22 protein-coding genes are annotated in these 20592 nt (G+C 59.6%); 12 read left to right on the top strand and 10 right to left on the bottom strand.

Annotated elements, in window-relative coordinates; all coding sequences use genetic code 11:
- The first annotated feature begins 128 nt into the window (after positions 1-128).
- Positions 129-1538 (top strand): magnesium transporter, encoded by a 1410-nt coding sequence (mgtE, locus tag CHN51_RS10915; protein WP_100094041.1) that lies wholly within the window; start codon positions 129-131, stop codon positions 1536-1538.
- On the opposite strand, the gene CHN51_RS10910 is transcribed toward mgtE, so the two are convergent.
- Positions 1528-1944 carry a hypothetical protein gene (locus CHN51_RS10910; protein ID WP_100094040.1) on the bottom strand — a complete coding sequence of 139 codons (417 nt, stop codon included), beginning with the start codon at positions 1942-1944 and terminating at the stop codon, positions 1528-1530. The two genes, mgtE and CHN51_RS10910, sit on opposite strands and share 11 nt — an antisense overlap.
- Positions 1945-2102: 158 nt before the next feature.
- Here CHN51_RS10910 and CHN51_RS10905 point away from each other — a divergent pair, with 158 nt between their 5' ends.
- The gene (locus CHN51_RS10905; protein ID WP_100094039.1) at positions 2103-2516 is read left to right on the top strand and encodes a DUF1489 domain-containing protein; all 414 of its coding nucleotides are present in this window, start codon (positions 2103-2105) and stop codon (positions 2514-2516) included.
- Here CHN51_RS10905 and CHN51_RS10900 read toward each other — a convergent pair.
- The 4 genes from CHN51_RS10900 to CHN51_RS10885 all read right to left on the bottom strand — a co-directional run bounded on the left by CHN51_RS10900 (position 2513) and on the right by CHN51_RS10885 (position 6918).
- Positions 2513-3535: a glutathione S-transferase N-terminal domain-containing protein gene (locus CHN51_RS10900; RefSeq protein WP_100094038.1), complete on the bottom strand. Its 1023-nt coding sequence runs from the start codon at positions 3533-3535 to the stop codon at positions 2513-2515. The two genes, CHN51_RS10905 and CHN51_RS10900, sit on opposite strands and share 4 nt — an antisense overlap.
- 1 nt (position 3536) lies before the next feature.
- On the bottom strand, positions 3537-4442 hold the full coding sequence (gene nudC, locus CHN51_RS10895) for an NAD(+) diphosphatase (RefSeq protein WP_100094037.1): 906 nt from the start codon (positions 4440-4442) through the stop codon (positions 3537-3539).
- 68 nt (positions 4443-4510) lie between these two features.
- Positions 4511-5854 (bottom strand): serine hydrolase domain-containing protein, encoded by a 1344-nt coding sequence (locus CHN51_RS10890; protein ID WP_100094036.1) that lies wholly within the window; start codon positions 5852-5854, stop codon positions 4511-4513.
- Positions 5851-6918, bottom strand: a complete 1068-nt coding sequence (locus CHN51_RS10885; protein ID WP_100094035.1) for an A/G-specific adenine glycosylase — start codon at positions 6916-6918, stop codon at positions 5851-5853. The genes CHN51_RS10890 and CHN51_RS10885 overlap by 4 nt, the downstream gene beginning before the upstream one ends.
- Before the next feature lie 27 nt (positions 6919-6945).
- Here CHN51_RS10885 and CHN51_RS10880 point away from each other — a divergent pair, with 27 nt between their 5' ends.
- From CHN51_RS10880 to CHN51_RS10850, 7 genes are all read left to right on the top strand, one after another.
- The gene (locus CHN51_RS10880) at positions 6946-7629 is read left to right on the top strand and encodes a DUF721 domain-containing protein (RefSeq protein WP_100094034.1); all 684 of its coding nucleotides are present in this window, start codon (positions 6946-6948) and stop codon (positions 7627-7629) included.
- Entirely contained in the window at positions 7626-8318 is a 693-nt protein-coding gene (locus CHN51_RS10875) for a thioredoxin domain-containing protein (protein ID WP_100094033.1), read from the top strand. Before CHN51_RS10880 ends, CHN51_RS10875 begins: the two co-directional genes overlap by 4 nt.
- 36 nt (positions 8319-8354) lie before the next feature.
- Complete coding sequence (locus CHN51_RS10870) at positions 8355-9098, top strand: thioredoxin domain-containing protein (RefSeq protein WP_100094032.1); 744 nt, start codon at positions 8355-8357, stop codon at positions 9096-9098.
- A 72-nt stretch (positions 9099-9170) separates the two neighbouring features.
- The gene (smc, locus tag CHN51_RS10865) at positions 9171-12608 is read left to right on the top strand and encodes a chromosome segregation protein SMC (protein WP_100094031.1); all 3438 of its coding nucleotides are present in this window, start codon (positions 9171-9173) and stop codon (positions 12606-12608) included.
- A complete protein-coding gene (locus CHN51_RS10860; RefSeq protein ID WP_100094030.1) occupies positions 12605-13495 on the top strand; it encodes a HEPN domain-containing protein in 891 nt (296 codons plus the stop codon). The genes smc and CHN51_RS10860 overlap by 4 nt, the downstream gene beginning before the upstream one ends.
- 12 nt (positions 13496-13507) lie before the next feature.
- A protein-coding gene (locus CHN51_RS10855; protein ID WP_100093997.1) for an IS5 family transposase occupies positions 13508-14274 on the top strand; the annotation gives its coding sequence in 2 pieces (ribosomal slippage) (positions 13508-13832 and positions 13832-14274; 768 coding nt in all).
- 213 nt (positions 14275-14487) lie between these two features.
- On the top strand, positions 14488-14811 hold the full coding sequence (locus CHN51_RS10850) for a BrnA antitoxin family protein (RefSeq protein ID WP_100094029.1): 324 nt from the start codon (positions 14488-14490) through the stop codon (positions 14809-14811).
- On the opposite strand, the gene CHN51_RS10845 is transcribed toward CHN51_RS10850, so the two are convergent.
- The 3 genes from CHN51_RS10845 to soxR form a co-directional block, all read right to left on the bottom strand.
- Entirely contained in the window at positions 14784-15407 is a 624-nt protein-coding gene (locus CHN51_RS10845) for an urea carboxylase-associated family protein (RefSeq protein WP_100094028.1), read from the bottom strand. The genes CHN51_RS10850 and CHN51_RS10845 overlap by 28 nt on opposite strands.
- Positions 15377-16006, bottom strand: a complete 630-nt coding sequence (gntA, locus tag CHN51_RS10840) for a guanitoxin biosynthesis heme-dependent pre-guanitoxin N-hydroxylase GntA (RefSeq protein ID WP_240616952.1) — start codon at positions 16004-16006, stop codon at positions 15377-15379. The genes CHN51_RS10845 and gntA overlap by 31 nt, the downstream gene beginning before the upstream one ends.
- A 174-nt stretch (positions 16007-16180) precedes the next feature.
- Positions 16181-16624 (bottom strand): redox-sensitive transcriptional activator SoxR, encoded by a 444-nt coding sequence (soxR, locus tag CHN51_RS10835; protein ID WP_100094026.1) that lies wholly within the window; start codon positions 16622-16624, stop codon positions 16181-16183.
- 301 nt (positions 16625-16925) lie between these two features.
- On the opposite strand from soxR, the gene CHN51_RS10830 reads away from it, so the two are divergent.
- The gene (locus CHN51_RS10830) at positions 16926-17327 is read left to right on the top strand and encodes a VOC family protein (RefSeq protein WP_100094025.1); all 402 of its coding nucleotides are present in this window, start codon (positions 16926-16928) and stop codon (positions 17325-17327) included.
- Positions 17324-17704 carry a VOC family protein gene (locus tag CHN51_RS10825; protein ID WP_100094024.1) on the top strand — a complete coding sequence of 127 codons (381 nt, stop codon included), beginning with the start codon at positions 17324-17326 and terminating at the stop codon, positions 17702-17704. The genes CHN51_RS10830 and CHN51_RS10825 overlap by 4 nt, the downstream gene beginning before the upstream one ends.
- A 1-nt stretch (position 17705) precedes the next feature.
- On the opposite strand, the gene CHN51_RS10820 is transcribed toward CHN51_RS10825, so the two are convergent.
- Positions 17706-18485, bottom strand: coding sequence for a hypothetical protein (locus CHN51_RS10820; RefSeq protein ID WP_123906302.1), 780 nt, complete (start codon positions 18483-18485; stop codon positions 17706-17708).
- Positions 18486-18706: 221 nt separating this feature from the next.
- Here CHN51_RS10820 and CHN51_RS10815 point away from each other — a divergent pair, with 221 nt between their 5' ends.
- Positions 18707-19207 carry a hypothetical protein gene (locus tag CHN51_RS10815; protein WP_100095584.1) on the top strand — a complete coding sequence of 167 codons (501 nt, stop codon included), beginning with the start codon at positions 18707-18709 and terminating at the stop codon, positions 19205-19207.
- 232 nt (positions 19208-19439) lie between these two features.
- Here CHN51_RS10815 and CHN51_RS10810 read toward each other — a convergent pair whose 3' ends face one another.
- Positions 19440-20573 carry a zinc-binding dehydrogenase gene (locus CHN51_RS10810; protein WP_100094022.1) on the bottom strand — a complete coding sequence of 378 codons (1134 nt, stop codon included), beginning with the start codon at positions 20571-20573 and terminating at the stop codon, positions 19440-19442.
- Positions 20574-20592 lie beyond the last annotated feature (19 nt).

The following is a 20592-nucleotide window of genomic DNA, read 5'->3' as shown; positions in this document are numbered from 1 at the left end:
TGCGGGGCATATAGGCAAGGCCTCGGGAAAAATCACCCTGCCTTAGGATAATTGTCACAAAAGATTGCAATTGCAACGGTGCAACGCCTAATAAGCAGCCGAACACGCGCACAAAGGGGAGCACCGCGATGACCGACATCAACGACGCCCCCGACGCAGTCATCGACCGCGAAGAGGTTCTCGACGAGGACAACAGGCTGACCGACGAATTTGTCCGCTCGGTTTCCGAAGCGGTCGAGGACAATAACAGCGTTCTGGCGCAGGATCTGGTCAACCCGCTCCACAATGCCGACATTGCCGATCTGTTCGAGCTGGTCGACGCCGACGAACGTGCGCCGCTGGCCAGCGCCCTTGGCGATCTGGTCAGCGCCGATGTGCTCGCGGAGATGAACGAGCATGTCCGCGAAGGCCTGATCGACGTGCTCGATGCCGGCCAGATCGCCGACCTGACCGAACAGCTCGATACCGATGACGCGGTTGCGATTATCGAGGATCTCGACGAGGGCGAGCAGCAGGCGGTTCTTGCCGAGCTGGACGCCGAAGACCGCGCCGCGATCGAAAGCGCCCTCACCTATGAGGAAGAAACCGCCGGCCGGATCATGCAGCGCGAATTTGTCGCGGTGCCCGAACATATGAAAGTCGGCGACCTGATCGACTATCTCCGCAAGAATGACGATCTGACCACCGAATTCTGGGAAATCTACGTGGTCGATCCCGCTTTCCGGCCGATCGGCACCTGCCAGCTCAGCTGGATACTCAGAACGCCGCGCGACATTGCCATTGCCGACGTCATGAAGCGGGAACAGACGCTGATCCCGGTCGACATGGACCAGGAAGAAGTGGCGCTGCGCTTCCAGAAATATAATCTGATCTCCGCCGCGGTCATCAACGACGACGGGCGCCTGATCGGGATGATCACCGTCGATGACATTCTCCACATTGTCGAGGACGAGGCCAGCGAAGACGTGCTGCTGCTCTCCGGTGCCGGCGACGGCGACATCAACGAGCCGATCCGCGACAGCTACAAGGCGCGTGTCCGCTGGCTGATCACCAATCTGGCGACCGCACTGGTGGCGAGCTTCGTGATCTCGATATTCGGAGCAGCGATCGAACAGATGGTCGCGCTGGCCATATTGATGCCGATCGTGGCGTCGATCGGCGGCAATGCCGGCACCCAGACCATGGCGGTCTCGGTCCGCGCGCTGGCCATGAACGAGCTGACCCGTTCCAACACCCGCCGGATTATCGGGCGGGAATTCCGCATAGCCTTGCTCAACGGCGCGACCATTGCCGTGCTGGTCGGCATCGGCACCGGTCTGGTCTTTGCCAACCCGATGCTGGGCGGGGTTATCGGACTGGCCATGCTGATCAATATCGTGATCGCCGGTTTTGCCGGTATATTCGTTCCGGTCATGCTCGACCGGCTGGATCAGGATCCGGCGCTGGCCTCTTCGGTGTTCGTCACGATGATCACAGACACTATGGGCTTTCTCGCCTTCCTCAGCCTCGCCGTCGGCAGCGGGATGGTCAGCCTCTAGGCCTGGAATAAGCGGCAACAAAATTGCCGAGATCGTGATAGATTCGCTCCCGCTCGCAATCGCCCAGCATTTCGTGACTGAGCGAATCAAAGCCGGGGCGGTTGTCACCGGCCGCCAGCCGGATTGCCGCCACCAGCCAGATTTCATCCGGTGTGGTCAGCGAGGAGCAGGGCCTCCCGATCTGGAACGGTTCCTGCCAGGCCGCTCCGATGGTCTCTGCCAATATCAATATCCGCGTCGCCGCCCGCCGTCCCCCCAGGCGCTCCGACAGATGGTCCAGACAATCATAGCTGTTCTGGCTGGCGACCACGGCGAGCCGGAAAGCGATGATCAATTTCGCCTCGACCGACGGCAGCGACCGGATATCCGGTAGCGGTAGTAATAGTTTCTCCAGTATCTCGCTCAATCTGTCTCTCCTCGATGTCCGATTCCCCTCACAATATGATATTGATAATCATTTGCAATAATAATCTTGCGGGATTTTCCTGCCGTCCTTGACCTTTTCGGTCCTTCCCCGCCCCGAACCCGCTTGACTAAAGCGGTCGCCCCCCACAGATATCACCCATGCCACTCAATATGACCAAGATTGCCTATCGCAGCGAAAGCCCGGCGACGCTGCGCAAATGGCTGGAATCACACAAGGACAACAGAGCAACCGGCGGCGAAGCGCGGCTGACCACCCGCTATCTGCCGAAACGGCACGAGGAAATGGTCGGTGGCTCGCTCTACTGGATTCACGCCAAGAAAATCGTCGGTCGCTCGCCGATCATCGGCTTCATGGACAATGGCCAGGGTAAGCAGTGGATCAGACTGGAGCCGAAACTGGTCGCCGTCCAGCCGATGCCCAAGCGCGCTCATCAGGGCTGGCGCTATCTCGAGGAAAAGGACGCACCGGCCGATCTCGGCGACGGCGCGGAAGGCGCCGAGGAAATGCCCGCAGAGATGCTCGGCGAACTGGCGAGTCTCGGACTGGTCTAGGCGACCACAAACAGGGCTTCGCAACGCGTACCCGCCAACAATCTCTCGATCTGGTCCCGGGCTTCACCGGAAAGCCCTTGATAAGCTTCGCGCAGCGCCAGCAGACATTTCGCCTGATAGGGAAAAGGGGGCTGCTGCCATTTGCGTCCGTCAATCTCCGCTTCGACCGAATCCGCACCGGACTGGACGGCCTGCGCATTGGCGATCAGAAACGGCGCATAGGTGTGACCGATTTCCGACAGCAGGCCCGTTAGCGCGCTCAGTTGATCATCGGCCAGCCAATGCCCGCCCTCGTGTCCTGAGAGATCGTCCATCCGGTCCACCCATGCACGCACTCTTTGCGCATATCTGTTGGTCAGCGCCATGGATGTCGGCTCGACCTGGGTGAGCTGGGTCAGTTGGCCATGAAACGCAAAATCGCAGGAGGAGGGCCGGCTTCCCAATATGAAGTCTTGCTCGCGGATCAGACGGTCGAGCAGATCGAGCAGCCGGACATAGCTGTCCTCGATCGTCTTGGCGGTAACCGCGTTCGATCCGACAACATAGAGTCGGTCAATCTGGCGCTTTGAAAATTGCGCCGCCATCGCGGCGACCTGTTCATCCGGCAGATTGGGGTTGGCCCAGTGGATCAGCAGCGGCGCGACATGGTCGGCGTCCGCCTGAAAGGCCCAGCGGAAATGGAACATCGCCTTGGTCAGCCATTCGTCGGCATAATCCTCAATCAGCAGATCGAGAAAGCGCAGCGCTTCATTTTCGGGAATGACCGAACGACCGTCATGCTCTCTCTCAAGCCGCCGGATGATCGGCGTGCTGTCCACCACGGCCTCGAGATCGCCGTCGCTATCCGGAAAGTAGAATGTCGGCAGCAGTTGCACCTTGGGTTTCGGATAACCGTCCGGAGCACCCGTCGCGCCACCCCAGATGATATTATAGTCGATGTGCCGGTAACGCAGCAGCGCCAGCATCTTGCGCGTATAGGGCGATCCCGGCGCGCCCATCAGTTCGAGCCGGCGCGCCATATCAGCCCTTCTGCTCCACCCAGTGCTTCAGCAGATCATGCGCGATCGCGAAAGGCGGCGGCGCGACGAACAAGGCACCCGGCTCGCCATTCATTGCCGCTTTCACCTCGTCGAGCGAGAACCAGGCCGCTTCCTCGATTTCTTCTTCATCAAGCGTCAGAGTGGGATCGTCGGTGACACTGGTGCAGGCGATCATCAGCGATGACGGGAAAGGCCAGGGCTGGCTTGCGACATAGCGCACGTCCCGCACATGAATTCCGGCTTCTTCGAACAATTCGCGCTTCACGCAGCCCTCGATGCTTTCGCCGGGCTCCAGAAAACCGGCCAGCGCCGAAAAGCTTTTCGGCGGGAAGCGCGGCTGGCGGCCGAGCAAAACCTTGCCCTCGCACTCCGACAGCATGATCGCGACCGGATCGGTGCGCGGGAAATGTTCCGCGCCGCAGCCGTCATTCTCGCGGTCGCATACGCGCGCCCAGCCACCTTTGCGGGACTGGGTCGGTTTGCCGCATTGCGCGCAGAATTTGTGGCGTGCGTGCCAGTCGACCAGACTACGCGCTGTGGCGTAAATGGCGGCCTGATCGGCGGGCAAGCTGCCCAAAGTCTGCCACAGTGCCCGGTTGGCGGCGGGACCGGCATCCCCTGCCCCGTTCAGTTCGGCAAAATAAGGCGTGTCACCCTCGATACCGAGCAATAGCAGATCATTGTCCGGCGATGCTTCATAGGCGGCACCCCAAGCCAGATCTCCATAATCGTCGAAAACCGGGTTGAGACCATCCAGCTTGAGCAGCTTCGCCCGCGGGTTCATCATCGCGGCGCGCAACCGGTCCGGATTGACCCGCACCTGATCGGCACGATCGAGCGTCCCGCCGGCAAAGGTCGGCACTATATTATTTTCAACTGTCGGCATCTTGTCTCCCGGACATTTTCATATTTTTATATCGTTGCTCCCCGGAAAAGGGAGAGAATTTGCTGCCCTCAGGGACTGGTCTTGCCCGCTCCTGCCTGTTCCGCGCCGATCAGGTCTGCATAGACATATTTCGGGAAATCCGACTGGAAGGGATAGCTGTTCGACGGGATATATTGGGTATAGCCGCCAGCCCGCAGACCACGCACCGTGTCGACAAAAGCCGATGTGCCGGCTGCGCCGCCCCAGCCGAAACTGCCAGCCGGGCTGACGGCGGTGCCAAGGCCGGAGCGTCCGCCCGCGCCAAAGCCGTGATTGGCAACCCAGGTCCCCGCCGTGCTGGCGGTTTCGGGCAGCAGATTGGAAATGCCGAGCTTGACCGTTTCCGGTTTCATCACCTGCACGCCACCGGCGGTGCCGAAGCCCAGGATCATTTGCAGAAACTTGTCATAGTCGCCGGCGGTTCCGACCAGACCCGTGCTGCCAAAGGCAAAGGGCGGCTTGTCGAGGTAGATGCTGGTCGCGCCCGGATCGATGGGGATCAGCGCCCCTGCAAACGGCGCATAATTGTCGGCCAGATCGGCGGCGCGGTCGGCGGGGACCTGATAGAATATGCTGTTCATGCCCAGGGGTCCGAACATCCGTTCCTCAAGAAACTGGTCGAGCGGCTTGCCGGAAACTTTCTCGATCACCGCGCTCAGCACGTCATGGCTCAGCGAATAGCTCCATTTGGTGCCCGGCTGATAGACCAGCGGCATGGTGGCGAGGCGCTGCATGAAGGTCATGATATCGGGCGTCGGCGCGCTGCGGTCGAAGCCGGGAATCGGATTGCGGCTGACGCGACCGGGCGTCAGACCCGCATCGAGATAGGCTTTCTGGATCGGGCCCTTCGAAATGATCGTATAACCCAGACCGGCCGTATGGGTCAGCAGTTGCCGGATCGTGATCGGGCGCACCGCCGCCACCGTATTTTCAATCGGGCCTTCCGGTTCGGTCAGTACCTGCATATCGGCGAAATCGGGGAAGATGTCGGACAGCGGCTGGTCCAGCGTAAGCAGTCCATCCTCGATCAGCATCATCGTCGCCATGCCGGTCACCGGCTTGGTCTGCGAATACATCCGCCATAATGTGTCGGGACCGACCGGCCTGTCGCCGCCCAGTTTCAGCGACCCGGCGGCAATGACCTCCGGCGCCTGCTGACCAAAACCGATCATCGCCATCATGCCGGCGACTTTCTTTTCCGCAACATAGTGGTTGATGATCTTGGTCAGGCCCGGGAAATTGTTCGCCGCTTCGCGGGCAAGGGCAATGCTTGGCATGCCGGTAAGAAACGCGCCGGCACCGATTCCGCCGAGCACGGAGCGCCGGGAGAAAGATGGCCCAAGTGAAGATGTTGCGAGTCTGTCAGCGGTCATTTTTCTTCCTTCATTTTCCATTTTACGGCCTTGGCATAAAGGGTTGGCAATCCCGCCTCCGCTATATCATCCAGCGCCCACCAGATATTGTCATCCTTGTTAGTAACGATTTTCTCGTCCTGATAAACCGCCAAATCCACTTCGAGCGAAAAATGGGTGAAGCTGTGCTGAACGATATTATCGTGCACTTTCCATTCACCCGCCATCGGCGGTGTCGCATGACCGTCCTTGCCCGCAGCCCAGCCGTCGTCGGGCAGCGCCCGCATGCCGCCGAGCATCCCTTTCGGCGGACGAGTGGCGAGCAATATCCGGCCCCGCTGCTCGATCCAGAAAAAGCGGGCGCGGCGGACCGGCTTGGCTTTCTTCGGCGGTTTGACCGGAAAGGCCTCCACATTGCCGAGCGCAAAGGCGGCGCATTGATCCTGCACCGGACAGATTTCGCATTTCGGGTTTTTCGCGGTGCAGATCGTGGCGCCGATGTCCATACAGGCCTGGGCAAAATCACCGGCGCCATGGCGCGGCGTGATCGCATCCATCGCCGCGCGAATTTCCGCCTTGCCCTTCGGCAGTGGCGTGTCGATGGCGAACAGCCGCGCCACCAGCCGCTCGATATTCGCGTCCACCACCACCGCCCGTTCGCCAAAGGCAATCGCGGCGATTGCCGCCGCCGTATAGGCGCCGACACCGGGTAGCTCCAGAAGTTCAGACTCTTTCTGAGGAAAGAGTCCGTCTTTATTATCAGTGATATATACCGCACATTTGCGAAGATTTCGCGCCCTAGCATAATAGCCGAGGCCGGCCCAGGCGGCCATGACATCCGCTTCATCGGCCTTCGCCAGGTCCTGTACCGTCGGCCAGCGCGTGGTGAATTTCTCGAAATAGCTTTTGACCGCCGCGACCGTCGTCTGCTGCAGCATGACTTCGGACAGCCAGACATGATAGGGATCGGGCAAATTGCTCCCCGGCGGCGAACGCCAGGGCAGCTTTCGCGCCTTATCCACATAATGTGCACCGATATTGGCAGAAATTTTACGTGCTTTGGCGGGGAAGCTATCGACGGCCATGGCCGCGCCATGCCATAAAAGGACATAATGGCGAAGAAAATTGACAATATTGGATCTGAAAAGGCGAAAAGCGCCGAAAACGGTAAGCCCGTGTCCAAAAAATCGCCGAAAAAGGCCGCAAAAAAGCCGGCCGCCAAGGCATATCAGAAATACCAGCGCCCGCGCGGCGGTCCGGCGAAAAGCATATCTGACCTGGTGCCCGAAATCGGCCGCGCCGCCTTTCGCCGTTACGGCTTCATCCAGAGCTCGGTGGTCAGCCGCTGGGCCGAGATTGTCGGCGAACGCTATGCCGCCGTCTCGCTGCCCGAATCGATCCGCTTTCCGCGCGGCGAAAAGGAGGGCGGCACGCTGCATCTGCTGGTCGGCGGCGCCTATGCGACGATGATGCAGCATATCGCGCCGGACATTATCGAACGGGTAAACCGCTTCTTCGGCTATGGCGCTGTCAGTCAGATAAGATTCAGACAAGGCGTCGTAACACCCAAGAAAGACAAGGAAAAAAGGGTCCCCCTGCCCGCTTCGCTGAAGCCCGCACCCATCCAGCTGGGCGAAAATTTGCGCGATATCGGCGACGCGGAACTGAACCGGGTGCTGGAGTCCCTCGCATCGGCAGTTGCAAAGGCGGAAGCGAACCCTAAGAAAGAAGCGCAGCAAAGCATCAGGATCATCGGCAAGATCGGTGGCGGCGACAAGAAAAGGGACCCGACATGAAGTATAGAAGCGCGTATCTTGCTTCGGCATTGGCAGCATCGGTTGTGATGGTCGCGCCGGCTGCGGCGCAGCAGACCGACTGGACCAAGCGGGTGACCCAGTCGAGCATGGGCGGCCATGTCATGGGCAATCCTCTCGCCCGGCACAAGCTGACCGAATATATGAGCTATACCTGCAATCACTGCGCCGCCTTTGAGCAGGAATCGCACAGCCCCCTGACCACCAAATATATCAAAAAGGGCCATGTCAGCTTCGAGGTTCGCAACCTGATACTCAACCCCATTGACCTGACCGCGGCCATGCTGGCCCGTTGCGGCGGCCGCACGAAATTTTTCGGTAATCACCGGGCCTTGCTTCTCCAGCAATCGACCTGGCTGAAGAAATTCCAGTCGGCATCGCCCGAAGTGATGAAGACGATCAACGACGGTACCGTTCCACAGCGGCTGAAGAAAATTGCGGCCGCTGCCGGTCTTGACACGCTGATGAAAGGCCGGGGTTTCACCGCGCCGCAGATCGACGCCTGTCTTGCGGACAAGACCGAACAGGACAAGATATTGGCGATGACGGAATATGCCACGACAACGCTCAAGCTGACCGGTACCCCGAGCTTCACGCTAGCCGACCAGCCGCTTGCCAAAGTCCACAGCTGGACAGCATTGCAGCCGAAATTGGCGGGCCTTCCGCAATAGACATTCGATCAATTCAAAAAGAAGCAGGAACAGAATATGCGCACATTCAACTATATCGCTCCCGTGGCTCTCGCGCTGGCTCTGGCCGCATGCGGCGAAGCAAGTGAAGGCGAGGCAGGGGCAAGCACCTCCGGTTCGATCGAAGCCGTCGAGGCTCCGGCCGGACAAAAATGGTCTGAAACGGTATCGAAAACCGAAGCTGGCGGCATCGTCATGGGCAATCCCGATGCGCCGCTCAAGCTGGTCGAATATATGTCGATCACCTGCTCGCACTGCAAGGATTTCGGCGAACAGGCCTTTGCTCCCTTGCGCGACACTTATGTCGAGAGCGGCCGGGTCAGTTTCGAAATCCGCAATTTTGTCCGCGATCCGCTGGATCTGTCGGCGGCCATCCTGTCCCGCTGCGGTGGCGAGACCCCGTTTTTCCCGCTGACCGAACAGGCCCTGAGCAATCAGACCGCCATGTTCGAAAAAGCGCAGGCGATGGGAGACGCCACCTATAATGATATCCTGGCATCCGCTCCGGAAACGCGATTTGTCCGTCTCGCCGAACAGCTTGGCCTGATCGCCTTTTTCCAGCAGCGCGGCATTTCCGAAGATCAGGCGAAGGCCTGCCTTGCCAACACGGCGACGGCCGAAGCGCTGATGAATGACACGCAGAAAGCGGTCGAGGAATATGATATCCAGGGCACCCCGACATTCCTGCTCAACGGGCAGAAGATCGACGGCACCAACTGGGTCGCTGTGGAAAGCAAATTAAAGGAAGCGGGCGCCCGGTAGGCGCTGAACCAGTCGCAAGAGGGGGCGCGATTTGAAGAGGCTCACTGACAATGGCTGCACGGGTGTAATTCCGTGCAAATAAAGAAGCTCAGACTCTCGGGCTTCAAGAGCTTTGTCGACCCCACCGAGCTGCGCATTGAAAAAGGGCTGACCGGCGTGGTCGGCCCCAATGGTTGCGGCAAATCAAACCTTCTGGAAGCCATCCGCTGGGTGATGGGCGAGAATAGCGCCAAGTCGATGCGTGGCGGCGGCATGGAAGACGTCATTTTCGCCGGCACCCAGGACCGGCCCGAACGGCAATTTGCCGAAGTCGCGCTGACCGCCGAGCGGGAAGCCAATGACGTCTCTTCGCTCCACGCCGGAGATCATGACAGCGAGCTTGAGATTGTCCGCCGGATCGAGCGCGGTGCCGGCTCGGCCTATCGCGCCAACGGCACCGACGTCCGGGCCAAGGATATCGCGCTGATCTTCGCCGATGCCGCCACCGGCGCCCACAGCCCGGCGCTGGTCAGCCAGGGCAAGATTTCCAATATCATTTCCTCCAAGCCGGAGGCGCGGCGTGAAATGCTGGAGGAAGCGGCCGGCATTTCCGGCCTCCACGTCCGGCGGAAAGATGCCGAACAGAAATTGCGCGCAGCGGAAAAGAACCTGGCCCGTCTTGACGATATTCTCGGCGACATGGAGCAGCGTGCGGCCAATTTGCGGCGGCAGGCAAAGCAGGCGGAACGCTACAAGAAACTGAGCGCGGAAATCACGCTCGTCGAGGGCCGGCTGATCTACGCGCGCTGGAAAGAGGCCGCTGCCGCCTCCGACGCCGCCAAGGCGGAAGCCGAAGCCGCCGAAGCCAAGGTTGTCGCGGCACAGAATGAACAGCAGGCGGCCGTTTCCGCGCAAAATGAAAGCGCCAAGGCGCTCGGCCTGTTGCGCGCAGAGGTACAGCGGGTGCGCGAGGAAGCCAGCGAGTCCAGCCACCGGCTGCTGACCCTGACCAACGAACGCGACAATCTGAAATCGCGACTGCTCGACCTGCAGGCGCAGGCCGAGCGGATTCACGAGGACAATGCCCGGGAAGACCAACTGACCCGCGATGCGATGGAAGCGCTGGACCGGCTGGAACAGGACGAGAAACGCCTGTCGACCGAGCTCACCAGTCTCACCGGCGAGCGCCCCGATCTCGAACGCGCGGTCGAACGATCCGAACGCGCAGCCAGCGAGGCGGAGGTCGAATTGGCCAAGGCAGTGGCCGAGGAAGCGCGCATTCAGGCGGAAATAAAGGTCGCCAATGCCGCCGTCGATGCCGCGCAGGCGCGCCACGACCGGCTGGCAGTGGAACTCGAGCGGCTGAACGCCGAACGCGCCGAAATGGGCGACGAAGCGGAGCTCAAGGCAAGTCTTGCCGAGGCGGTTGCGACACGGGAAGCCGCTCAGTCTGCGGCAGACGGCAGCGGCGGCAAGATTGCCTCGCTGGAAGAGCAGCGGGTAGCAGCCACCGCGGCCCGCGATGCCGCGCAATCCGGTCTTGCCACGCTGAAGGCCGAATTGGCCGGGCTGCAATCCGAACATGACGCCCTGAACCGCGAACTGTCCAAGGCTGAAAGCACCAACAAGGCGATTGATCAGGTCAAGCCGGCACCGGGCTATGAACGCGCGCTGGCAGCGGCGCTGGGCGACGATCTGCTGGCGTCGGTGGGCGAAGATGGCGACCGCTTCTGGGGCGGCGCCGATATCGCCGCTTCCGCAGACACGCCCGCCGGAACCGAGAGACTGCTCGACCGGGTGCAGGCCCCGGCCGAATTGCACAATCGCCTGTCGCAGATATTTGTTGCGGACAGCGATGACGGCCAGCTGCTTTCGGTCGGCCAGCGGCTGGTCACCAGAGCGGGCGCGCTGCGCCGCTGGGACGGCTTTGTCGCGCGCGACGACGGTAATGCGAGCGCCGAGCGGCTGGTCCGCGCGAACCGGCTGCGCGAATTGCAGCAACTGCTGGGACCGGCAACCGACAAGGTGACCGCAGCGGAAACCGCTCTGGCCGCGCAACGCGAAGCAATATCGTCTATCGAAACACAACTGGCAGACGCACGGACCGCGCGACGCGAAGCGGAAGAAGCCCTGCGTCAGGCCCTGCGCGAAGCCGATCAGGCCGAAGAAGCGCTGGCCTGGTTACAGAAACGCACCGCCAGCCTCGCCGAACGCGACGCCGCGCTGAAAGCGGAAAATGCGACCGCTCTCGCCGAGCTGGAGGCCGCACAAAAAGAACGCGCCGGCCAGCCCGATGGCGCGGCACAGGAAAGCGCGCGGGCAGCCCTGCAGGACCAGCGCGACGCCGCACGGCAACAGGTCATGGCCTCGCAGGCAGCGCTGTCGGGGATCGACCAGAAACTGGCGCAGGTGAAGGAACAGAAAGCCGTCGCCAGCGCGCAGATCCGATCCTGGCAGGATCGCTCGGGAGAAGCCGAGGCGCGGATGAAGGAAATGGCCAAGCGCGGCGCAATGATCGAGGCGGAAGTAGAGAATCTCGCCGACCGCCCGCGGGTGATCGAGGTCGAAGTTACCAGGCTGTCGGAACAGCAGGATGCGCTCGACGTGAAGGTCGTCGAAAAGGATGCCGCGTTGCAGGCCGCCGAACTCGCGCAGCGCGATCACGAGGAGCGGCTCACCCAGGCCAGCGAAATGTTGAGTCAGGCCCGCGAATTGCGTGCCGGTGCAAAGGCGCGCGCCGAGAACCAGGATTTGCGCCGGATGGAAATGGGGCGGATCTCCTCCGAGAAATTCGAATGCCCCGCCGTCATGCTACCCAAAAAGCTGGAATTTGACGAGGACACCGTAGGCGATGCATCCGGGGAATCGACAGAACTCGAACGGCTGACCCTCAGCCGCGAACGGATCGGACCGGTCAATCTGGTGGCGGCCGACGAACTGGCGGAACTCGAGGGCGAGTGGGAAATTTCGACGAAGGAAAGCCAGGACCTGAACGAGGCGATCCACCAGTTGCGCGGCTCGATCGGCAGCCTCAACCGGGAGGGCCGCCAGCGCCTGCTCGCGGCCTTCGAGGAAGTCGACCGACATTTCCAGCGGCTGTTTGCGACATTGTTCAACGGCGGCAAGGCGCATCTGGAAATGATCAACAGCGACGATCCGCTGGAAGCCGGGCTGGAAATCATGGCGCAACCACCGGGCAAGAAGCTGACCTCGCTGACCTTGCTGTCTGGCGGCGAACAGGCCTTGACCGCTGTGGCACTCATTTTTGGCCTGTTCCTGACCAACCCCGCGCCAATCTGCGTGCTGGACGAGGTCGACGCGCCGCTGGATGACGCCAATATCGAGCGTTTCTGCGACCTGCTCGACAAGATGGTGGCCGAGACCAATACCCGCTATCTGATCGTTACCCATAATGCCGTAACCATGAGCCGCATGCACCGCCTGTTCGGCGTGACGATGATGGAGCGCGGGATCAGCCAGCTGGTCTCGGTCGACCTGAACGCGGCAGAAGAATTGCTGGCGGCGGAATGAATATTCAGTCGACTCGCTCCCCTACTTATGCCTGTGTAACAGGCATTGCGATCGCTGATGAGAAAGTTCTCCTCTCCGAGAACTGCCTAATCTCAAGCATTTTCGTTGACACCTTCAGTACTACTATGATGGCATTTGCACCGCCCGCACTACCCGCAAAACATCATCCCGCCCCATGGGTTGCTGTAGATGAATACAAATCATTCAACGCGCGAGCCCAAATAGAATTGAAAAACCTGACTGACTTCGAAGATTTTTCAGTGGAAGTCGCATTAACAATTATCGTGTCAATGATGAGGCTCAGAATTTCAGCTCCAATAAGAATTCCGATTTTGGGGAACATGCCATTCAATTTGATGAAGGATCATTCAGGAACAGCAAAAGCTAAGCCATTTGAAAGCTTTCCCAGTCACGTCGGCGTTTTCAAAGAACAATGTCATATGCTTTCTGCGAGTGATATTGATTGGATAAAACAAGCAATCTCCACGGTCGTAGGGCTGTGCCGAGTTAATAGATTTTTCCGAGCATTTACAACTTACGAGCAAGCTCAGTGGGTACCCACGACAGAAATAGCTATTCAACTGCTGTGGACTGCTATGGAAACTCTGCTCAATTTAAGCGCTGTTAGCAATAAAGCTAAATCACTTTCTGCCGCCTTAGCGGACTATGTTACAGATGATCGACCATCGCGAGACAAAGCCTATCAAGACATCAAAAAATTATATGAAAATCGCGGCAAAGTGGTGCATTCAGCCAGAAACGTGGAAAACAATGACGTCTTCAACACCGTAAATCTAGCGAAGGTCGCTTTCTATCGAACAGTGACTAGGTTGTGTACTCATAAAGGGGATTCCCATAGCGCAATAGATGTGATTCACTGTCTTTAGAGGAGGTGTATCATGGCACGATTTGATTTGAGTGATGCGGAGTGGTCGATTATCGCTCCGCTATTGCCCAACAAGCCGCGCGGCGTGGCGCGGGTGGATGACCGGCGGGTACTAAACGGTATTTTTTACATTTTGCGCACGGGCTCGCCCTGGCGGGACCTTCCGGCACGCTATGGCCCGTACACGACGGTCTACAATCGCTTCAACCGATGGGCGAAGGCTGGTGTTTGGATTAATATATTCAATGCCTTGGCAGCAGGTTCGCCAGAATCCATGGCATTTATCGACAGTTCCATCATTCGCGCTCACCAGCATTCCAGCGGTGGTAAAAAGGGGGCCCGGATCACGCCATTGGTCTCTCTCGTGGGGGACTGAGTACCAAGCTGCATGCCGTGGTCGATGCCGAGGGCTTGCCAATCCGTCTCGCCCTGTCGCAAGGCCAGATATCCGATCATGCGGCCGCCGCCGGTCTGGTCGCCAGCCTGAAACGCCTACGCCATCTCGTCGCCGACCGGGGTTATGATGCCCGCGCCCTGGTCGAACAGGTCGAGGCCATGGGTGCCACAGCCCATATCCCAACCCAGCGCAATCGCAAGATACAACGCTCAGTCGCCGCGAACATATATCGTCAGCGCAATCTGGTCGAAAGATACTTCTGTAAACTCAAGCACTTCCGAAGATGTGCCACCCGCTTCGACAAGCTCGCCAGAAACTTCCTCGCCACCGTCGCACTCGCGTCAACCAGACTCTGGCTAAGATTTTATGAGTCCACGACCTAGTCAAAAAGTTCCGGACTTTAGTTCCTGAGCCTTTCGGACTTACCATATCAACAATTCGAACGGTTTGGGCAGGCGCGACAGTAATTCCCAATTACAATCTGCCTGCTCATCCCCCCCACTGACGTTTTTCTATTAATGTAACTACAAATATGTCTATATTAAGCAAGCAAACCTCGAGCTATACGTTCGGCATCATTTTAATGAGATAGGCGAATGACGAAGAAATCAAAAGAAACAGTGGAACCCTGGCTTGAGCCTGAAGATCGGACGGAATGGACAGACGATCAGTTTGATCGGGCAGCCATTTGGGACGGCAGCAAACTGGTCCGCCCCGCCGACGGTACGCTCACCAAGCCGGGTCGACCGAAACTCGCAAATCCCAAGCAGCAGGTGACCCTGCGGCTGGATAAAATCGTTCTGGAGAAATTCAGGGCTACGGGTGCAGGCTGGCAAACGCGGATCAATGAGGAATTGCGCAAGGCGTTAAACCTCTACTTCCGCAAGACCGGCTACACCCCTTCCGCCACCACCCGATAGTCGATCGGCTTGAACGTCCCGCCATTGGACGCATAGGCCGAACAGGCCGTCAGTCCGATCACCAGATCCATCTCCGCCTGCAACCGCAGCCGGTCGCCCGGCTTGCTGGTCGGCGGCAGGACCGCGAGCTTTCCCGTTGCCTGTTCGACCGGAACATTCATGAACACGTTGAACGCGCAGGGAATGGCATCCCTTTCAACACCGAAAGGCGCCAGCGCCTCTGCCAGATTACCGAAACATCCACGATGCACCGGTTTGTCGGGATAGAAATGGCGGAAAGTATCCTCGCTGCACGGAGTCAGCAGGAAGTCATGCGATCCGACCGTGTCTTCAACGATGGTCAGCATGCGCCGCGACCGGTTGGACCAGAGGCAATTGCCTTGGGTCAGCTGGATGGTTTCTTCATAATCAAAGGTCCGGCCATTGGAAATGACCTCCCGGACATCTTCGCCGTTGAAGGCGAGCAAGTCGGAGACCTGCCCGCCCTCCGGATCGATCACATCAAGAAATTCGCCTTTCCGCAGACGGAATGCGACTCCGGAGCGCGGCGCTATGCGAAAGCTGCTCACAGGCTGCGCCGATCGTGAAAGGGGCATTGCCAGTCATCACCGACCAGCCGGCCGCTATATTGGCGGGCTTCGCTGGACTCGCCATATTTCGCCAGCATCGGGTTGATGTCCCCGGCCAGCTTCTTGTCCCGCGCCAAGATCGTTTTGCGCATCTTGTCATAGCGGCCCATTTCTCTCAGCTGCTCGAACTGGTCATGCAGGTTGAAGACAAGAACCGGATTGGAAAAGCGGCGGGCCGGGCGCGATGCGTTGGGATGCAGGCCGATCACGAAAAAGGCTTCGCCGCCAAAACTGAGGGAAAAATGCGGATCGTCGGGATCGGGGCTGACCCGCTCGTCATAGCTCTGGCCGCGCCATGCGTCCTTGTCCGCCATCGATTGTATCCGTTCCCACAATAATTTTTCGAATTCGGTTTCCGACAGGTCGGTTGGCCCGTCGAATATGACGGCCAGACTGCGCAGCCCTTCCGACGAATTGCGATATTCGCTCGCCCAGGCGAGCAGTTCCCGATGGATTTGCAAATCGTCCCAATTGCTGTCGAGACTATGCCCGGCAATCACCTTCAGATTGTCACGTGCCAGCGCTGACTTCGCCCCGACGCACGGAAATTGCGGTTGGGAGATCATCGACGCGATGGCGTCTTGCAATTCTTCCTGTCGTCTGGCGCGACAATTCTGGTCCAGAAGTTTTGAGTGTTTCATGCATCTAGTTACGCGTTGCAACGCGAAGCGTTCCCGTGCCTGATCGGGTGCTTTGCGAAAAAATTCTGCGCCGGGCAGCATGCGGCAATGCAGGCCGATTCAGTCGCCAAGCACCAGACGCGGCCCCGCCCCCTTCAGTCCTGCACGGTCCTCGGGATTATAGAGCGCACATTTCTTCAGGCTCAGGCAACCGCAGCCGATGCAGCCGTCGAGCCGGTCGCGGGTGCGCTCCAGTTCGGCGATACGCGCATCGATCACGCCGCGCATCGCCTTGCTGATCCGCGTCCAGTCGGCCTGGGTCGGGGTGCGGCCATGGGGTAGTCCGGCAAGCTGGCGCTGGATTTCCCCGATACTCAGGCCCAGTTGCTGGGCGATCAGCACGAAGCTCAGGCGGCGGATATCCGATCGCAGAAAGCGACGCTGGCCGCCGGCGGAGCGGAACGGCTCGACCAGCCCCTTTTCCTCATAGAACCGGATGGCCGACACCGACAGGCCAGTGCGAGCGGCGAGCGCGCCGATGGTCAGGGCTTTGGTTGCGGTCATTCTGTCTCCTTTCTTTCCTCCCTGTGCGCAGCATGGGGAGGGGGACCATCCGCAGGATGGTGGCGGGGTTGATTGCGGGACAGACCCCTCCGCCATCCACCTTCGCCAAGGCTTCGGCGAATGCTACCTCCCCATCGCTGCGCAATGGAGAGGAAAATAATATCTTGACCTCAACTTAGCTTGAGGTTGTACGAATCGCAAGCATGGAGATTTGGCGGGCTCAGAGGCCCGGTCGCAAGACGGCAAACATGCTTCCAAGTCTTCCAGTGAAGTGACGCCAATAATGCGAGGAAGACAGACAATGAAACTCAATCAGGTCACCGTGGGATGCGTCGATTATCACCAGTCGGTGGCATTTTACCGCCGCCTTGGCCTCACCCAGATCGTCGACAGCCCGCCGCGCTATGCCCGGTTCGAGACGCCTTCGGGAGAGACCTTCTCGATCCACGCGGTCGAGAAGATCGGTTCGCCGACAACCATGATCTACTTCGAATGCGACGATCTCGATGACACTGTCGCCCAGCTGCAATCCACAGGAATCGCCTTCGAAACACAGCCCACAGACCAGAGCTGGGGCTGGCGCGAAGCGCGGCTGCGCGATCCGGCGGGCAATCCCGTCTGCCTGTTTTACGGCGGCGACAACCGCCGCTTCCCGCCCTGGCGGGTCGACCATTCAACAACGGAGAAAGGAAATGAAAAATGACCAACGGAAAACTCGAACACGCCAATATCACGGTCAGCGACCCGCAACGGAGCGCCGCCCTGCTGCACGAACTTTTTGGCTGGCATATCCGGTGGGAGGGGCCATCAATGTTGGGTGGCCACACCATCCACGTCGGTACCGATGAGCAATATATCGCGCTCTATACCAATCCGGATGTGCGTGCGGCTGACCCCACGTTCAACAAGGGCGAACCGCTCAATCACATCGGTGTGACCGTCGATGATCTGGATGCGGTGGAGGCGAAAGTCGCTGCGGCCGGCCTCGAACCATTCAATCATGGCGATTACGAACCCGGCCGGCGTTTCTATTTCTTCGACTGGAACGGGATCGAGTGGGAAGTGGTGAGCTATAGCTAGCTTATTTCTTCACCCGCCAGTCCTTCGCATAAGCCGATTCCTCGGTATATTTGCGGTGGCGTGCCGCTTCCTGCTCGGCCAGCTCGGCCTCTGTGGAAGCGCGCGCCACACCCTGCTTGACCATCGTATCGCGGCGGATCGGCAGCAACTGGGCGATCGGGGTTCCGGCGGGCAGGAAATGGTCACCCGTCGGCCCCGTCCAGGCAAAGGGCAGGTTCACCAGTGCGTCGAACCGGTCGCAGTCGACGAAGCCGGAAAAGCAGGTGAACGGCAGGTCCGGCCGGCTCAGCGGCTGGGTGAACAGCACCGAATAGCCATCGGGCACGCTGATCCGCCAAGGATTGATGAATTTCAGCGGCATGACGCTTTCGAACGGCGGCTCCGGCGCCCCGATTTGCGCCGGGTGATGCTGTTCGATTGGCTGGAAGGGCACATCTTCGGCCCAGCCCATCTGGATCGACACCCGGTCTTCGGGAATGCGCAACTGCACATCGAACGGCAACGGCAGGATAAAGCCGAGCGAGAAGGCATCGGTCATCGGCAGGCAGGCCTTGGCGGTAAGCCCCGGCAAGCCATGCGCATCCGGCACGCCCATCTCGCGCTCCAGCCGCCTGAACCAGTCCGGCGCAAAACGGATCGCCCGTTCCGGCGGCGGGATGCGATCCTTGAGCGCCGGATCACAGAGAAATTCTATCACCGGGTTTTTCGTCAGCGAGCCTGTAGTCGCGGCTGGCGTACCGGTGGATTGCTGATAGTTGAAGCTGACTTTATAGTCGGTCAATTGCTCGCCCTCGCTCTGGTTCGCGATGATATTGGCACAATCAACCGTGCAATCCAAATATCGCAGAATAATCTTGCTGATCTGCTCAGGGGAGAGGCGCTCGTCATCCTGAACTCGTTTCAGGATCCAGAGCGGCAAGCACCACAATGGCGCATTGTCGCTCCGGCCCCGGGATCATGTCCGGGGTGACGGATTGCTGCTTTTTCGCTAATCTCTGCGATATGGCCAACGCGACCCTTTTCTCCACCTGCCAATGCGGCAAAGTCCGCTGTCAGGCTGTCGGCCGCCCGATCCTGAGCGGTGTCTGCTATTGCGATGACTGCCAGGCGGGAGCGGCGATGCTGGAGGCGCTGGACGGTGCAGCCAAGGTCACCGAAGAGGATGGCGGGACCCATTATCTGACCTATCGCGACGACCGGTTCTCCTGTGTCAAAGGCGTCGAGCTTCTGAAAGCCTATCAGAATGCACCCGACGCCCCGACCCGGCGCATGGTCGCTTCCTGCTGCAACAGCGCGATGTTCCTGAAATTTGCAAAGGGCCACTGGACCTCGGCTTATGCAAAGCGCTTCGCGGGCGATATCCCGCCGGTCGAAATGCGGACCCAGACGCAGTTCCGACAGTCCAACCTGCCCCTGCCCGACGATGCGCCAAGCTACCGGACGTTCGGGCCGAAGCTGTTCTGGCGGCTGATCACATCACGCATTGCGATGATATTCGGATGAGACCCTTCTCCCTTCAGGGAGAAGGATACGAAGGCTTGCCAGCTCCGCTGGTTAGCCGCAGTTGGATGAGGGTGCTCGGGCGGTGGTTGAACGCACAAACCAACCGGCATAGCACCCTCAAAAGCAAACGCCCCTCTTCTTGAAGGAAGAGGAGCCCTCATATTCTAAATTGTGCAATGACGCCCGAGGTCCTGAAACGAGTTCAGGATGACGAGAGCAATGCCGCTATGTCTTAAAGACTGGGATTAACCAGCACCTTCTCGCCGGTCGCCTTCTTGTCATAACCCTTGGCGATGTCCGGATCGATCATGTCCATCAGGCTGATCTCGCTGGAATAGTCGCTGTGGAAAATACCGTTGCGCTCTTCGACGGTATACATGCGCATTTCCATCATCCGTTCGCCGCCGACCTTTTCGAGATGCGGGGTGAGCAGCCAGCCGCCGACGCCCCAGTAGAGGCCGAGACCGCCGCCGAGGATGGTTTCGCCGGTGTCGAGACGGCCATAGATATAGACCTGCTTGTTGACGGTCGAACCATAGACGCTGAATTCGGCGCCACGCACGGCCGCAGCCTTTTCCATTGCGGTCAGGATATAGCTGGCCATCTTGCCGCCGCCGATGGCGTCAAAGCCGAGCGTCGCGCCGGTTTCGGCGAGAGCCGCAATCAGCTGCTCCATGAAATCGTCCTTGGTGCTGTCGATGACGTGGGTCAGGCCGATGTCGGTGAGGATCTTCTTCTGGACATCGCTGCGGACGATTGCCACCAGCGGCACGCCTTCCTTAAGGCAGAGCTTGGCCAGCATCTGGCCGAGGTTGGACGCCGCAGCGGTATGGACCAGCCCTTCATGGCCTTCGGCCCGCATCGTGTTGAGAAAGCCCTGCGCAGTCATCGGGTTGACGAACAGCGAAGCGCCTTCCTTGGCCGGTGCGCCTTCGGGCAGGGGCACGCACATCATGGCAGGCATCACGCGATGGGTGCGATACATTTCGCCGCCGACAATGGTCACGACCTTACCCATCAGAGCCTGTGCCGCGTCGGAAGAACCGGCGGCCACAACCGTGCCAGCGCCTTCGTTACCGGCGGCCAGTTTCTTGCCGGCGCGGCCCTTGAAGAAAGGCTGCATCGCCGGTTCCACATCGGCAACCAGCGCCGGATGACCGTCGACCGTTTCGCTGCGGACGCTGTCCATATTGGCAGCTGCGGTCAGCAGGCCGAGATCGGACGGGTTGATCGGGACCGCTTCCATCCGGACCACGACTTCATGCTCCCTGGGTTCGGGCACGTCATAGGGCTCGATCGACAGGATCGACTTGCCGTCTTCGGTGACGGTGGTGAACAATTGCTTGGCGTCGGGAAATTGACTCATGGGATATTCCTCTCTTCTA

The organism is Sphingorhabdus sp. YGSMI21 (assembly GCF_002776575.1).
Taxonomy (GTDB): Bacteria; Pseudomonadota; Alphaproteobacteria; order Sphingomonadales; family Sphingomonadaceae; genus Parasphingorhabdus.
The sequence above is the reverse complement of the archived record's forward strand: the minus strand, read 5'-3'. Positions and strand labels throughout refer to the sequence as shown.